Below are 15,076 nucleotides of genomic sequence, written 5' to 3' on the forward strand. Positions count from 1 at the left end.
GTCAATGAACCACCCGAGGGCCTCCGCCCCCTGCCGCCCTTCTCGGCGGCGCGGTGCAGATTTATGCACCATACCCTTGACCGTGTCAACAACTTTTTTTCGTTCCGGCGAAGTTTTTTCGCCGGGGCTCCAAAAGGCCCAAAGGTGTTGTTCAGTCGCGGGAAGTGGAAGATATCCATCCGCCCCTCATCTGTCAACGACTTTTTGCAAAAAAGTCGTTCGGCAACCCGAAAAGCCCCGAAAAACCGCGCACGGAAAGGGCTCGCGGGCTCGGATAGCTAGTCCAGGTTCACTACCAGTTTGGCTCCGGCCCGCAGGCTTTTCTCGTCCACATTGTTCCAGCGTTTGAGATCGTCCACGCTGACATTGTGTTTGCGCGCTATATTCCAGAGACTGTCCTTGGCCTGCACCGTATAGGTGGCCTTGCGGCCGGGCTTGCCCACGCGGCCGCTGGAGCCGCCGGAAGACGGCGCGGCCTGGGCCACGGCCTTGCCAGGAATGCGCAGGACGCAGCCCGCGCGGACCTTGTTGGGATTGTCGATCTGATTGCAATCCTGCAAATCCTTGAGGCTCACATTGTATTTGCGGGCCACGGCATAGAGGGTTTCGTCGGCTTGCAGCTTATGGCTGCCGCCGACGGCCACTTCCGTGGCGCGCGCCGGGGCGCGGCGGTCGCCGCCGGGTTTCAGGCGCTCTTTTTTGCCCTGCCGCGCCTCCCCGGAACCTCTGGCGTCTCTCGAGTCCAGGGCGGCCACAGCCGTGGCCGACATGTTCACTGAACGGGGCACCAGCACCATTTCCCCGGCCCGGAGCCGGTCATTGCCTGGATTGGCCGCTTTCAAACGGGCCACGGGCACATTGCAGCGGCGGCTGATCTTGTCCCAGGAGTCCGCCGAGGTGGCCACCTTGACCGGACGCCAGTCCGCGTAGGCATTGGCCTGGGGCGAGCGCAGAAAAGCCGTGGCCTCCCGTTCGTACCGGGCCGGGACGTAGACGAAAGAAGCACGCTCCGTGGAGGTGATGGGCCGCTTGTGGTGCGGGTTGTAGTCGCGAAACTCTTCCCAGCTCAAACGGCAGGCGCTGGAAAAAGCCATCAGATCCGTGCCGGGCCGGGCCGTGAAGCGCAGCACGCCGGGGGCCTTGTCCGGATGAATGGGTTCAAAACCCAGTTGAGGCAGGTTGCGCATAATTTTTGCCACGGCCAAAAATCGGGGCACGTATTGTTTGGTTTCTTCCCGCAACTGGGCCTTGTCGTCCAGCTTGTGGTTGCGGGCCTTGACCTCAAAGAAGTCACGGCCGCCGGTGCCCTGCTTGGCGCGGCTCATCTTGCCTTCACCGGCATTGTAGGCCGCGATGGCCGTGGGCCAGTCCCCGAAATCGCCGTGGAGTTTCTGCAGATAATCGGCGGCGGCCTCCGTGGCCTTGTAGGGGTCCAGGCGCTCGTCCATCCACCAGTCCTGATTCAAGCCGTATTTCATGCCGGTATAGGGCATGAATTGCCAGGCCCCGGCGGCACCCGCCGGAGATTTGGCGTCAGCCCGGTAGCCGCTTTCCACAATAGCCAGATAGGCCAGCTCGTCGGGCATGCCCCGCGAGCGGAAAACCTTGCGGGCATAAGCCAGATACTGTTCGGAGCGCTTGGAAAACACGCTCATGGTGTTGCGGCCTTTACGCAGGAAATATTTGTATTGGCGGGCCACGTCCGGCATGGCGTCGGCAGGCACGTTCTTGTCGATCTGCCCTGTGGACTTGAGGGCCGCCAGTTCAGTCCGGGTTAAAGGGGAAGCGCTTTCGTCGTCGGGCAGCATGAGGGACGGGGTGGAAACCTCCGGCCCTTTGCCCTGGCGCGTGGCGCAGCCGCCCGCCAGCAGCAGGCAGAAAGCCGCGACCAGCAGCCAGAACGCCCCCGGCGCGCGAAAACCTGTTGTATGTTGTGCCATATATTCACTCCCGTTTACCGCCCGGCTTGCCTTCAACCGGGAAGATGCGTACACAGGCCGGAATGCGCGCCGCGCCTCGCGGCGTCCCTTCCAACCCTGGCCGCCCGTCAGCGGCCGTCAAATTCTCCCGCCGGAGACGCCATGAATGATCACTCCGACGACGCCCCGCTCTTGCCGGGGCTGAAACCCGTGCTGGAACTGCTCGCCTCCGAGCCCCAGCGCGTTGACCTTGTTTTCTGCAAAAAGGGCCTGCACGGCCCTGAAGCGCGGGAGGTGCAGAACCTCTGCCGTCAAAACGGCGTGCGCTTCAGCCTGGTGGACGGCGCGGCACTGGACCGCCTTTGCCGGGGCCCACGCCAGGGGCGTGACGCCGTGGCCCACCAGGGGGTGGTGGCCCGCCTGGCCGTTACCGGCTTCCGCGGACTGGAAGAATTGCTGGCCGCCGTGCCCGACGCGCCCCTGCCGCTGCTGCTGGCCCTGGACCAGGTGCAGGATCCCGGCAATGTGGGCACGCTCTGCCGCACGCTCTACGCCCTGGGCGGAGCGGGCCTGCTGCTGCCCCGGCACAACAGCGCCTACCTGGGCCCCGCAGCCCGGCGGGCCGCCGCCGGGGCCCTGGAGCATCTGCCCGTGGCCCAGGTGACCAACCTGGCCCACGCCCTGGACAGCGCCGAGGAAGCGGGCCTGACCATTTACGGCGCGGGCGGCGCGCCCGGCCCCAACAGCCTGGACGCCTTTGCGGACGGCATGCGCCTCCCCGCAGTGCTGGTGCTCGGCAATGAGGACAAGGGCCTGCGGCCCGGCGTGGCCAAACGCTGCGCGCATATGCTGCGCATTCCGCTGGCCCGGCCTTTTGATTCCCTCAACGTGGCCCAGGCCGGAGCCGTGCTGCTGGGCCTTGCCGCGGCGGCACGCTCTCGGGTCTCTGTAGTGTAGTTCGGCAGGGAGACAAAAAACTATAGAGCTGAAATAAAATCAGCTCAAAAACCCTTTTTCAAACAAACACCGGTACCAATAAACACTAAAAAAGGAGGCCTGTACAGTGGCCTCCTTTTATTTTTTACTCAATATAAAGTGTATATTCTTTCTAAATTCTATCTAGAAATTATTTATAGAGCGTATTCTGATCATATCGACCCCATTCAGATAAGACCTTCAGTGCGTTTGCCGTCTGACGGCGCTGTGGCGAACCGCCGCCCGGCGGCGTGGTTTTGCGAATTACGTATGTTTCCGTCTTTTCTGAAGTCGTCCGGCACGCTAACAAATTGCCATATTGGAAGAAGAGTAAGGTCCGGCGGCCGGGCAGCAGCGTGTTGCCGTCCATAACGCACAACTCAGGAGGAAATCATGGGTAAGCTCAATCTCCCTGCCGGTAAAAAGATTGCCGTTAACCTCGGAGTAGACGTTGACGCCCAGTCGCTGTGGCTTGGCGGATTCAACAGACCCTCGCCGTCCTTCATGTCGCGCGGCGAATTCGGCACGGTGGCCGGCATCCCCCGGCTGGTCAAACTGTTCAAAAAATACGGCGTCCGCAGCCCTCCGCAATGCCCTGCATCTCTTCCAGGACGTCGGAAAGATACTTCGCAATGGAATCTTCAAAGCGCGACGCTTTCTTTTTAGCGTCCCCCAACTCAAGGCCGCGTAGACATTAAAAAGCTTGGCGTACAGGTCGAGGCTGACGCGGATCTGTTTGCCCGCCGCCTCGCCATGCCGCCTGCCGCGCTCATGTGGCCCGCTTTCCGACAGATGCGGGATGACCGGAAAATGCCGGGGAGGAGTTCCCGGATTCCAGCGGGCATAGAGCAAATTGCCTTGAAACTCTTCGCTTTTTCCGAAGGCTCATTCAGCCGAAAAACGTGATTATCGCAACTGTCGATCCCCGTATGGCTCCGGTGTCGCCGACGAGGACGGCCGCCGGACCGCCTTCGGTCGATTCGGCTGAATCCACACCTCGTGGCGCGCCGCACAGTGTACGGCGTCGGAGCCTTTCAAAGTTGCAATGCTCTGGCAGAAGCATAGCTATGCCGGGCGGCAATGAAAATACGGAAAGATACGTATCCTGCGCCCCAAGCGCCTCTCCGCCCCAAGCGTCTCGGCCTTCTTTCGGTGAAGCGCCCCAGGCTACGCCTCTTTTTGGGCTGGCGGCCGGTTTATGAGCACCAGGACCAAGGCCAGGAAGCCGAGGGCCGCGGCCATCATGAAGGGCGTGATATATGTGCCCGTCATATCCCTGAGAAAGCCGCCGGAGAAGGGGCCGAAAAAGCCAGCGATACCCCATGCGGTGAAGAGCAGGCCGTAATTGGAGTTTTGTGCGCGGGAACCGAAAAATTGCGCGCACAGGGCCGGAAACAGGGTGAAGATGGCTCCGTAGTTCCAGCCGATGATGGCCGCCGTCAGCCACAGCAGCGCCGGATTAGAGCCGGTGTAGTACAACGCGCCGAGCGCGACCCCCTGGATCAGGGAGATGATGGTGAAATAGCGTTTGCTGCCGAAACGGTCGGCAAAGTATCCGGAACCGACCCGTGTGGCCGCGTTGGTTATGGTCAGCGCCATGACGGCACCCGCGGCAAACACCGGAGTGAGGCCGCAGTCCGTGCCGAAGGCCGCAATGTGCCCCGTGACCAGAAGACCCGCCGAAGCAGTGAAGAAGTACGTCAGATACAGCAGCCAGAACTGTCTGCTGCGAATACTCTCTTCATACGTGTAATCCCGATATCGTGCCGGTTCGCCGCCTGCTCCGCCCAACTCGGCGTCCGGCCGGCCGCGAGGCGTCCAGCCGGCTGGCGGGGCGGTGAGCAGAAGCCCCGGCAGGCAGGAGATAAGGGCCATAATGACGCCGCAATAACGGAATACATAGCGCCAGCTGAGGTTTTCGATAATCCAGTTGGAGACCGGGGCCATCAGCGAAGAACCGACGCCCAATCCCAGAACGATGACGCCCGTGGCCAACGCCTTGCGGTCGGGCCACCATTTGGGGGCGAGTCCCACAGGCGGCAGATAAATCAGGCCCGCGCCGCAGCCGGACATAAGGCCATAGGTGAGGTACAGCTGCCATTTTTCCTGAATGTAGCCCGTCAGAAAGAAGCCGCATCCCAAGAGCAGTCCTCCGAAGAAAACCACCATCTTGGGACCGTAACGGTCCGTCAGGCGCCCGGCCACGAAGCTGGCCGCGCCGTAGCAAAGACAGCAGATGGAAAAGGCCAGCGCGATGGCGGTGCGGTTCCAGCCGAATTCCTGCTGAAGCGGGGCGATGAACAGGCTCCAGGCGTAGGTGGTCATGCCCACGGCCGCATTGATGAAAAAACCCAGCAACAGCATTATCCAGCGAGGATATGGAAGTTTTTGCGGATCCATATCTATCCCTCCTTGCACTCGGTTATCCGGAGACGCGAAAAACTCAGGGCGTTTCCGACGGCGTGCTCCTGCCCCGAGGTTGCGCGCATCCGGCCGGACCGGCGCCGGCATGCCCGCCGCAGCGGCCGGTGCATCCAGCAATGGCGGCGTTGCGAACAATGCCGGCAAGGCCGAAGGAAACGCCCTTGCCGGCAGGGTTGCTTATTCCTCTTCACATTCTTCTTCGAAAAAAACACAGTCGGGCATGTTTTCGTAGTTGAACGAGGACTGTTCCCGCTCGCTTACGAACAGACGCATGACGTCGGGGCGCGTGTAGTGACCGGTCACGTCGAAATCGAACTTGGCTTCCCGGATCTGCCCCATGTCGAGTTCCGCGTAGGCAATACCTTCCTCATCCCAGATAGGGCCGCCGAGGTATTCGCCGAAGGGGTTGATGACGGCGCTGCCGCCGCGATGCAGAATATCCGGCTGTCCGGCCAGTTCGTCGTAACACAGCAGGTCGGTGGGGAAAGCGCTCTTGGGCAGGAACTGATTGCAGGTCATCACAAAGCAATGACTTTCCAGGGCGATGTGGCGCATGGATATCTGCCAGCTCTCGCGGGCGTCAAAGGTAGGGGCGAGGTAGATGTCCAGTCCCTTGCCGTACATGGCGGCCCGTAGGAGCGGCATGTAGTTTTCCCAGCATATCACCGCGCCGATCTTGCCGAAAGGCGTTGTGAAAACCGGCAGGGTGCTGCCGTCGCCGCTGCCCCAGATCAGCCGTTCGGCGGCCGTTGGGACGAGCTTGCGGTGTTTGCCCAGAACCTTGCCGTCGGGACCGATGAAGAGCGCGGTGCAGTAAAGGGTGGAGGTGTTTTCCTCCCGTTCGATGACGCCGCTGACCACATACGCTCCGGCCTTGGCGGCCGCCGCGGCCAGGGCGTCGGTTTCCGGGCCCGGGATGCAGATGGCGTTTTCATAATATCTGCGAAAATCCTTGCGTCCTTCAGGAGTGCGTATGCCCACCCGCACCCCCAGGTGCATGCCCTTGGGGTAACCGCCTATGAAGGCTTCCGGGAAAAGCATCAGCTTCACGCCGTTGGCTGCGGCCTTTTCAATCAGTTCACAGGCCTTTTTTATGGTGCCGGGAGTGTCAAACATGCAGGGGGCGGCCTGGATGACGGCTACCTTTACGGTTTTTTCTTTCATGCTCAAAGCCTCCTTTCGGGGTACGGCAATTCGCTCCATGCGGAGCCGTTCATGGAAACAGGCGCTTGCCGGATTTCAGGCGTGGATCGCCTTCATCTGCGGCAAACGTTTTCCATAATCGCAAAACGCATGCCAAGGGCATGCGTCGCGCGGCACCTGGTCGTGAGCCTTTGAATGGAGCGTAATTACGGAGAGTGGTCTTTGCGCCGGAAGGGCGGATGGAATGAGTCCGGTATGCAATGCGGCATACCGGGGGCGGACAGACTATGCGCTAGCGCATAGGCCCCCCAATTTTACGGAGCTTGCGGCTGGCCGTGGACTGGTCTATGCCCAGGGCCCTGGCGACGCCTGTTGTGGTTCTGTATTTCCTCCAGGCCATCTGGAGAAGGTTTTCCTCTGTCAGGCGCAGGCAGTCCTTGAGCGGCATCACGCCGCCGAGGTCCACGCCTTTCTCGTAGCTCTCCCCGCTGATGGCGCCGGGCAGGTCGCAGGCATCGATAGTGTTTGTCTCGGCTGTCAGCAGCATGCGTTCCACGATGTTTTCCAGTTCACGGATGTTGCCGGGCCAGGGATAGTTCGCCAAACAGGCGAGAGCCCGCGCGTTGAATTGCCGGGAATAGCCGAAACGCCTCTCGAAGCGGGCGCGGACATAGTCTACAAGAGCCGGGATGTCGCTCCTGCGCGTCCGTAGGGGCGGCAGGTGGATGGGCAGCGTGGTCAGCCGGAAGTACAGGTCCAGCCGAAACTCCTTGTCTTCCACCATTTTCGCCAAGTCGCGATGGGTTGCGGCAATGATGCGGGCGTTCAGCCGGCGTTCCTTGAAGCCCCCTACCTTCAGGTAGGTTTTGTCCTGGACGAGGCGCAGAAATTTGCTTTGCAGGGAAAGGGGGATTTCGCCGATCTCGTCCAGAAAGAGGGTACCGTCCCCGGCGGCTTCCACAAGGCCTTTTTTCCCGCTCCGCTCCGCCCCGGAGAAGGCACCCGGCTCGTATCCAAACAGTTCCGATTCCAACAGATTGGTGGAGATGGCTCCGCAATCCACCTTGACGAAGGCTTTATCCGGACTGCGCAGCCTGTGTATCCGACGCGCGACAATATCCTTGCCCGTGCCCGATTCACCGGTCACCAGCACGCTGACGTCCAGGGGGGCGACCCTGTCGATCAACCTGTTGACCTCGCGCATCGCCTCGCTCTGGAAGAAAAAATCCTGTCCTTCCCCGGCCTGCCTGTCGCGTCGGCTGACGTCCATAGCGCTGTTGACGACCCTGTTGAGGTTGCCCTTGCCGTCAAAGATGGGCGTTCCGACGATATGCAGGTGCCGCCCGACAGCGGTTTCCTGCGCGACTGCGACGCGCTTGCGGGCTTCCAGGACTTTCCGGACCCCGGAAGGTTTCCAGACGCCTTTCCTTTCCAGATCAACGACGTTTTTCCCATACAACTCCTGAGCGGTATAGCCCCAGAGCTGTTCGCAGCCGCTGCTCACCCAGAGCGTGTCGCCGTGACTGTCCGCAATATAAATACTGTTGATGGCGTTGCCGGAGGCGTTCGGAAAAAATTCGCGTCCGGTCAGCAAAAGGTACAGGGTCGGTAAGTCGATCCGTTCGGAGATATGGACTGGTTTCATCGCTTGCCACCTTGTTCGCGGGAAAGCATTCGCGCCGGGCGTCCCCGCCAGTCCGGAGCAAAGGCGTATGAAAAAACGGACGAACCCGGGCCTGCGACCTGTTGCATATGCCGTCACCATGACCGAACGTGAACGGCATAAAGGGAACAAGCCACTATATGAATCTATACTATACCGGAGTATACGTCCACAGGTTGCACAGGCTGGGCCAGGGCAGGCAATCAGATGAATTCAGGAAAAAGCGCCGGCCCGGAACATAGAGATATCCCGCCCCGCAGGCACGGGAAGTCTTGCCAGGACGGCGGTGGGACCCTGCCGGCGATGACGGCGTAACGGAAAATCCGTCCGATATGGCGCAGGGCCTCATGAGCAACGCTCAATGTGCCCCGTTCTCTCGCGCGCCGGAGAACGGCAAGCAGTTTTTTCGGCGTGGTGGCGTTGATAAGGCGCTTGCCGATGTAAGCGAAGAGGTTTCTCATAATGCGGATGACCGCTTGCTTGTAGGCGCGAGCCCACTGCGGCGAATGCTTTGGCGCGTCATCCCCGCACGATCTCTTCAAAGGAATTGCGGGCCGCTTCCGTCGCAGGCTCTTTTGCCTGCCGCCGGGACTGCTTGCCCGTGGGCGTGAGGTACAGGAACAGTCCGCCGCTGTCCGAGCGCTTTTGGACCTTGCCTCTACCGTTCACACGCCGCATAAATATGTCAATCAGCTTCATCCGATCATCTCCAGTGTGGTGTTTTTTGGTACGGTCGGACTGGCTGTTGCCGACATAATCTTGAAATCCCATTGGCTCTCAAGGGATTTCAAGATTATTGCGGGGAGGGGAGGGGCTAGCTCTCTCAGTTTCTCAAGGCAGCGGATTGCACTGCCCGGCCTTGAGAAAAGCCGTAATCAACAGGCCTGGCATACCAAAACCTGCCAACGGTCTGCCAACGACCTTTGTGGATTTTGGTGGATGACACAACATAAGGATATCCATTAAGATAGCTCCATTGCATGATAACCAGGCATTCTTGGGCTTGCTGAAATTGGCGGGCTAACTTCAAAGCGGAATTGCTTTGCACCTCCTTTCCGAAGCCGGGTCCTTCTGAAACAGCGGTTGCGGCACGGGCCGGACACCTCAGCCACAGCTCCGGACCTGTCTGTTATCCCGGTCCGCGTTGCGGCCGCCGCCTCCACAAAGGAGTTGATCAGCATATACGGTTGGAAGTAGTGCTGGTCAGGCCACAGTGAAGGACGGCTTTTCACCGGCGGACCGTAAACGAATTTCAGCCGCCCGCCATCATAAAAAACAGCCTGGAGTGCAGGAAAAGCGCCACGATCGGCTGCGCCATCCGTGGGCGCCGATTCGCTCCGCTGATAACGCAGATGCGCATCTCGATGTGAAAAGGCTCTGACGTCAAGACCGCCAACAGGGAGCAAGCATGAACGTCCGCCGGGCGCGGCCCCGAGACAGCGCGGCCCTGCTGCGCATTTACGCGCAATACATCGACACTCCGGTGACCTTTGAGTACGCCCTGCCTTCAAGGGACGAATTCGCTGCACGTATCGGCGCTGTTTCAGCGCAATATCCATATCTGATCTGTGAGGAAGACGGCGGAACGCTCGGCTACGCTTACGCCCACAGGCAGGCGGAGCGCGAGGCCTATCAGTGGAACGCGGAGCTATCCGTGTATCTTGATCCCGCCGCGACCTCGCGGGGCATCGGCGCGCGGTTGTACCGCATGCTGCTGGACATTCTGCTTTTGCAGGGCGTCAGAACGGCATATGCCCTGGTCACGCTTCCCAACCGCAAAAGTGAGCGGCTGCACGCCTCTCTGGGCTTCCAGACGCTCACAATCCAGCGCAAGGCCGGTTTCAAAGGCGGCACATGGCACGACGTTGCCTGGTATACAAAAGACCTCGCTCCCCATGACGCCGATCCGCAGCCGATTTTGCCTGTGGAGCGGATCAGTGCGGAGCGGCTGCAACAGATCCTGAACACGCGTCCGTAAGCCTGCCCGGATAGACGCCGCCGCGCACCCGCCCGAATTATCTCACATAAGTGGGGATGTTGATGAACACGTCGCGGGTGAAGGTGATCATCCGCTCCATGAGCCAGGGCAGAGCCAGCAGCAGGGCAATGAACATGCAGACGATTTTGGGGATGAAGGTCAGGGTCATTTCCTGAATCTGGGTGGCCGCCTGGATCACGCTGACCACCACGCCCACGCCCAGGCCCACGCCCAGCATGGGCAGGGCCATCATCAGACAGAGTTCAATGGCCTGGCGGCCGAAACCGATGACGAAATCAGGAGACATCTGGCTGCCCTCCTCGGGAGCGGAAATTAAAGCAGAAAACTGTTGACCAGCGAGCCCACCAGCAAATTCCAGCCGTCCACCATCACAAAGAGCAGGAGCTTGAAGGGCATGGAAACCATCATGGGCGGCAGCATCATCATGCCCATGGCCAGCAGTACGCTGGAAATGACCATATCCAGCACAAGAAAGGGAATATAGATCAGAAATCCGATGGTGAAGGCCGTTTTGAGCTCGCTGATCACGTAGGCCGCGGCCAGCAGCATGGTGGGCACTTCTTCCTTGTTCTTGGGCAGTTCCATCTGGGTGATGGCATAGAAGACCGAGAGATCCTTCTCGCGGGTGTGCTTGAACATGAAGGCGCGCAACGGGGCCTGGGCTCGGTCCAGCGCCACTTTATAGTCGATCTGCTCGTTAAGATAGGGTTGCAGGGCCTGATCGTTGATCTGCTTGCCCACCGGAAACATGATGACCACCGTCATAAAAATGGCGAGGCTGGCAAGGATCTGGGTGGGCGGCAGCTGCTGCACGCCCATGGCCTGGCGCAGAAAGCTGAAGACGATGATGATGCGGGTGAAGCTGGTGACCGTGAGCATGATGGCCGGGGCCACGGAGAGCACGGTGAGCAGAAAGAGGATTTCCAGCAGCACCGAGACTTTCGCCGGTTCCGGCGCGCCGCCGGACAGCGTGAGCGACATGGCGGGTAGGCTGAGATCCTGCGCCGCGAAAGCCAAGTCAGGCAGCAGGATCAGCAGGCTTGCCGCCAGCAGGCCCGCCGCGCCGGGCTTCCTCCATGATCTCGTGAAAATCTGCGTCGTGCGGCTCATGGTGCGCGTCTTCCTCCGTCAGAAGGGTGATCTGCTGGTCCGTAACCCCCAGCAGCAACCTTCTATTCAAGAAACGTACCACCATAAGTCCTTTGCGCGGTCCCAGCGGCATCTGGGCCTCCATGACCAGCGCGCCGCGCGGCAGGGCTCCCGGACGCGGCAGAAAATTGAACCGCCCGTAGCGCCGCACCAGCCAGACCAACAGCCAGAGCACGGCCAGCAACAGAAAAAGAATGCCCACGGCCTGCAGATAGCCGCCCCAACTGAACGAGGTCTGGCCGAGGCTGGAGACGTGACCGCCCGCAGCGGCCTGATTCGCGGCAAGATTCGCGGCATGATCCGTCGCGCGCTCCACGGCCTGGCCCATGATCCGGCCCGCCTGCTCCAGACCGCGCAGCACATGCTCCCCGGCGGTCCGGACCGCGTCCTCCAGGCTCATGGGCTGCGGAACCGCTGTGGCGCCGTCCACCACGCCGCGCACCGCCTGGCCCGAAAGGCCCGGGGCAGCCGCGGCGACCGCCACTGACACATACCGGCTAGCCAAGCTGCTTCACCCGCTCAATGGGACTGATGATGTCGGTCAGGCGCACGCCGAATTTCTCGTTGATGACCACGGCCTCGCCGCGCGCCACCAGTTTGCCGTTGACATAGACTTCCAGCGGCTCACCAGCCAGCTTGTTCAGCTCCACCACCGAGCCCTGACCCAGCTGGAGCAGTTCGTTGATCAGCAGGCGGGTACGGCCCAGCTCCGCCGAGACGTCCAGCGGAATGTCCAGGATGAAATCCAGCTCGCGTTTGAGCTTATTGTCCCTGGGCTGGCGGGACATCTCGGTCATATCCTTGAAGTGGGCGTCCGTGGTCTGGCCGCCGCCTCCCGCGCCCGCGCCGCCGAAAGTGGACGGACCGCTTTTGTCTTCCTCATCCTCGGCCAGGGCTTCGGCCCACTGCGCGGCCAGAGTCTCGTCGTCCACGGGCGAACGCTCCTGATCCCCGGCGGCCGCTCCGGCGTCCCCGGCCTCAGCCTCCGGCGCTCCGGCATCCCCGCCGGGCTGGCCGGCTTCTTCTTCCTCAAGCTGTGCCGCCCACTGCGCGGCCAAGGCTTCCTGATCGTCCTGCGACATGACGTACCTCGTTATCAGCTCCGTCGCGAGAGTCCGCGTTTGCGGCCCCGCCGGAGCGGCTTAGAGCGCTCTGACATTGAAAATATCCAAACGCTCTGTGCGGATTCTCGCGAAAAATCCGCGCCGCGAACGTATCGCAAGGCAAATTCATTTCGCCGTTACGCGAGACGTCCAAGCGCAAAATACGCTCGCGGAACAAGCACCGGCGCGGGCTTATTCCACCACAAAATCCGTAAAATAGACCCGGATCACGCGTTGCGCGCCCAGAATCTGATTGAGCCGCGCCGCCACTTCGGCCTTAAGCAACACCTTGCCGTCGGGCGTGGCAATGTCCGCGAAACTCTTGCCCGCCAGCAACATGATGACGGCGTCGCGGATGCGCGCGTTCTGGGTCTTGAGCGCCTCCGACACGTCGGCGTTGACTTCCACTTCCATGCCCAGCTTGAGGTAACGCCGCCCGCCGGGGTCCGACAGGTTAACCGTGATGGGCGGCAGAGGCAGAACCAGACCCGCGCTGCGGGGCAGATCGCTCTGGCGCTCGATGCGCGGCGCATCGGCCGCGTTTCCGGCCGGGCCGGAGGCAGGGGTTCCGGACGCGGGCGCGGACGAAACCGGCGCCGAGGCGCCGCCTGTTGCCGCCGGGGGAGCGGGGGCTTCCGTCTTGGCCGGAGCCGGCGCGTGGGCCGCGCTGCTGCCGGGCGTGCGCAGATACAGCCACCAGTACGCGCCAAGGCCCGCGCCGCTGAGGGTCATCAGCAGAATCGCCAAAAGAATGACGAGGCGCTTGGCTTTGGATTTCTTCTTGGGCTTTTCGGCCTGCCCTTCCGGCAGGGCCGGGGCTTCCCTGCCGCTATCCTTGGCTGCCATATATACTTACTCCGGACGGGTTGAAACCGGCCTGACGGCTCAGGACCGGGGCGGTCTGAATCATGCAGGCTTTATGCCAAACATCTATGTCCTGGGCGGGCGCGGCCCGAAAATATCCGTGCCGATGCGCACCAGGGTGGCGCCTTCGGCCACCGCCGCCTCAAAATCCCCGCTCATGCCCATGGAAAGCTCGGGCAGAGGCAGGCCCAGACGCGCGCGCAATTCCTCGCACAGGACGCGCAGACGCGCGAAGTGCGGCCGTGCCGCTTCGCCCGCGTCGAAGACCGGCGGCAGACACATCAGGCCGCGCAGTTCCAGATGCGGGCAGCTCTCCACTATATAATCGGCCAGAGCGGGCAGATCTTCAGCCATGATGCCGGATTTCTGCGGCTCGGCGGCCACGTTGACTTCCATGAGCACCGGCTGGCGCGCTTCCAGAACGGCCAGACGCCGTTCCAGGCCGTCGGCCAGCTTGCGTGAATCCAGGGTATGGATCAGGGCGAAGGCACCGGCCACCTGGGCGGCCTTGCGGCTCTGAACGTGCCCGATCATATGCCAGCGCACGTTCCGGCAGGCGGGCTCGCCCGCCAGTTCCTCGCGTTTCTGCAGGGCCTCCTGCACGTAATTCTCGCCGAAATCCAACTGCCCGGCACGGGCCACAGCGGCCACGTCAGCGGCCGGATGCAGCTTGGACACCGCGATCAGGACCACGTCGTCCCGCCCTCGGCCCGCGGCCGCGCAGGCCGCGTCCAGCCGCTCCAGAACACGCGCATAACGCTCGCGCAATACGTCGGTATTCATGCCGCTACTCCGCCATAAGGCCCAGGTCGCGCAGAAAGGACGGATCTTCCGTCCAGTGCTCGCGCACCTTGACCCAGAGTTCCAGGTGCACCTTGCCGCCCACCAGTTCCTGAATGTCCTTGCGGGCCTCGCTGCCGATCTGCTTGATGGCGGCGCCCGCCCGCCCGATGACCATGGCCTTGTGCATGGGGCGGGCCACGTAAATCACGGCGTGGATCACGGTCTGGCCGCGCGCTTCGTCCTCTTCCCAGCTTTCCACGTCCACGGCCACGGCATAGGGCACTTCCTGGCGCAAATGCAGAAAGAGTTTTTCGCGGATGATCTCGGCGGCCATGAAACGCAGGGAGGCGGTGGAAATCTGGTCCTCGGGGAACTGCGCTGGCCCCTCGGGCAGCTTGGAGCGGATCAGGGCCCTCAGTTCCGGCAGGCCGTCCTTGTGCAGGGCCGAAGTCGGGAAGATTTCGGCCCTGGGCCACATTTCATGCAGGCGGGTCAGCAGGGGCAGCATCCGGCTTTTGTCGCTGAACAGGTCCACCTTGTTGGCCACCACGATCATGGGCCGCTCGTCGCTGGCCAGGGCTTCGGCCACCGGGGCCAGATCCCGGTCCAGAAATTCCGGGTGCCGGATGTAGAGGTGGGAGTCCAGGATGGGCATGATCACGTCCGCCTGGCCGAGGCTCTGCCAGACCGCCTGGATCATGGTTTTGCTCAGGCGGCCGCGCACCTGGGTCAGGCCCGGCGTATCCATGAAGATGACCTGGGCCGCCTCGTCGGTGAGAATGCCCACAATCTGATTGCGCGTAGTCTGGGGTTTGGGCGTGACGATGGTCACTTTCTGGCCCAGCAGAGCGTTCAACAGCGTGGATTTTCCGGCATTGGGCGGGCCCATGAGCGCCACCCAGCCGCAACGATAGGTATGATCCGTCATTATCTTCTCCCCGGCGGGTCGCGGACCGCGCGGGGCCGCCGTTAGATATCGTGGTCGCGCCGACGCGAAGCGGCGCGCAAACAGACCAGAGCAGATTGACTTTGAGAATTGACATTCTCAAAGTTG

General features: G+C 61.7%; 16 protein-coding genes. 3 read left to right on the forward strand and 13 right to left on the reverse strand.

Annotation, left to right across the window (positions count from 1 at the left end; all coding sequences use genetic code 11):
* Window positions 1–278: 278 nt before the first annotated feature.
* Window positions 279–1,940 carry a lytic transglycosylase domain-containing protein gene (locus KH208_RS03195; protein WP_291433765.1) on the reverse strand — a complete coding sequence of 554 codons (1,662 nt, stop codon included), beginning with the start codon at window positions 1,938–1,940 and terminating at the stop codon, window positions 279–281.
* A gap of 141 nt (window positions 1,941–2,081) precedes the next feature.
* On the opposite strand from KH208_RS03195, the gene KH208_RS03200 reads away from it, so the two are divergent.
* Window positions 2,082–2,876, forward strand: coding sequence for an RNA methyltransferase (locus KH208_RS03200; RefSeq protein ID WP_291433766.1), 795 nt, complete (start codon window positions 2,082–2,084; stop codon window positions 2,874–2,876).
* A 169-nt stretch (window positions 2,877–3,045) separates the two neighbouring features.
* Here the strand turns inward: KH208_RS03200 and KH208_RS03205 are convergent, their stop codons facing one another.
* Window positions 3,046–3,264, reverse strand: coding sequence for a hypothetical protein (locus KH208_RS03205; RefSeq protein ID WP_291433767.1), 219 nt, complete (start codon window positions 3,262–3,264; stop codon window positions 3,046–3,048).
* A 23-nt stretch (window positions 3,265–3,287) separates the two neighbouring features.
* On the opposite strand from KH208_RS03205, the gene KH208_RS03210 reads away from it, so the two are divergent.
* Window positions 3,288–3,560, forward strand: coding sequence for a hypothetical protein (locus KH208_RS03210; protein ID WP_291433768.1), 273 nt, complete (start codon window positions 3,288–3,290; stop codon window positions 3,558–3,560).
* Between the two features lie 501 nt (window positions 3,561–4,061).
* On the opposite strand, the gene KH208_RS03215 is transcribed toward KH208_RS03210, so the two are convergent.
* The 4 genes from KH208_RS03215 to KH208_RS03230 form a co-directional block, all read right to left on the reverse strand.
* Window positions 4,062–5,294 (reverse strand): OFA family MFS transporter, encoded by a 1,233-nt coding sequence (locus KH208_RS03215; protein WP_291433770.1) that lies wholly within the window; start codon window positions 5,292–5,294, stop codon window positions 4,062–4,064.
* A 201-nt stretch (window positions 5,295–5,495) separates the two neighbouring features.
* A complete protein-coding gene (locus KH208_RS03220) occupies window positions 5,496–6,482 on the reverse strand; it encodes a carbon-nitrogen hydrolase family protein (protein ID WP_291433772.1) in 987 nt (328 codons plus the stop codon).
* Between the two features lie 271 nt (window positions 6,483–6,753).
* On the reverse strand, window positions 6,754–8,106 hold the full coding sequence (locus tag KH208_RS03225) for a sigma 54-interacting transcriptional regulator (protein WP_291433773.1): 1,353 nt from the start codon (window positions 8,104–8,106) through the stop codon (window positions 6,754–6,756).
* Between the two features lie 537 nt (window positions 8,107–8,643).
* Entirely contained in the window at window positions 8,644–8,895 is a 252-nt protein-coding gene (locus KH208_RS03230) for a hypothetical protein (RefSeq protein ID WP_291433774.1), read from the reverse strand.
* Between the two features lie 637 nt (window positions 8,896–9,532).
* Here KH208_RS03230 and KH208_RS03235 point away from each other — a divergent pair.
* Window positions 9,533–10,102, forward strand: coding sequence for a GNAT family N-acetyltransferase (locus KH208_RS03235; protein WP_291433776.1), 570 nt, complete (start codon window positions 9,533–9,535; stop codon window positions 10,100–10,102).
* Between the two features lie 37 nt (window positions 10,103–10,139).
* Here KH208_RS03235 and fliQ read toward each other — a convergent pair whose 3' ends face one another.
* The 7 genes from fliQ to era all read right to left on the reverse strand — a co-directional run bounded on the left by fliQ (window position 10,140) and on the right by era (window position 14,950).
* The gene (fliQ, locus tag KH208_RS03240) at window positions 10,140–10,409 is read right to left on the reverse strand and encodes a flagellar biosynthesis protein FliQ (RefSeq protein WP_008683600.1); all 270 of its coding nucleotides are present in this window, start codon (window positions 10,407–10,409) and stop codon (window positions 10,140–10,142) included.
* Window positions 10,410–10,435: 26 nt separating this feature from the next.
* Window positions 10,436–11,233 carry a flagellar type III secretion system pore protein FliP gene (gene fliP / locus KH208_RS03245; protein WP_291433778.1) on the reverse strand — a complete coding sequence of 266 codons (798 nt, stop codon included), beginning with the start codon at window positions 11,231–11,233 and terminating at the stop codon, window positions 10,436–10,438.
* A complete protein-coding gene (fliO, locus tag KH208_RS03250) occupies window positions 11,142–11,762 on the reverse strand; it encodes a flagellar biosynthetic protein FliO (protein ID WP_367114936.1) in 621 nt (206 codons plus the stop codon). Before fliO ends, fliP begins: the two co-directional genes overlap by 92 nt.
* Before the next feature lie 7 nt (window positions 11,763–11,769).
* Window positions 11,770–12,354 carry a flagellar motor switch protein FliN gene (gene fliN / locus KH208_RS03255; protein WP_062251244.1) on the reverse strand — a complete coding sequence of 195 codons (585 nt, stop codon included), beginning with the start codon at window positions 12,352–12,354 and terminating at the stop codon, window positions 11,770–11,772.
* A gap of 213 nt (window positions 12,355–12,567) precedes the next feature.
* Window positions 12,568–13,221, reverse strand: coding sequence for a flagellar basal body-associated protein FliL (fliL, locus tag KH208_RS03260; RefSeq protein WP_291433781.1), 654 nt, complete (start codon window positions 13,219–13,221; stop codon window positions 12,568–12,570).
* Between the two features lie 84 nt (window positions 13,222–13,305).
* A complete protein-coding gene (locus KH208_RS03265; RefSeq protein WP_291433783.1) occupies window positions 13,306–14,022 on the reverse strand; it encodes a YggS family pyridoxal phosphate-dependent enzyme in 717 nt (238 codons plus the stop codon).
* Window positions 14,023–14,026: 4 nt separating this feature from the next.
* Window positions 14,027–14,950, reverse strand: a complete 924-nt coding sequence (gene era, locus KH208_RS03270; protein ID WP_291433785.1) for a GTPase Era — start codon at window positions 14,948–14,950, stop codon at window positions 14,027–14,029.
* Between the last annotated feature and the right edge of the window lie 126 nt (window positions 14,951–15,076).

Source organism: Desulfovibrio sp. (assembly GCF_018379785.1).
In the GTDB taxonomy this organism is placed as follows: Bacteria; Desulfobacterota; Desulfovibrionia; order Desulfovibrionales; family Desulfovibrionaceae; genus Desulfovibrio.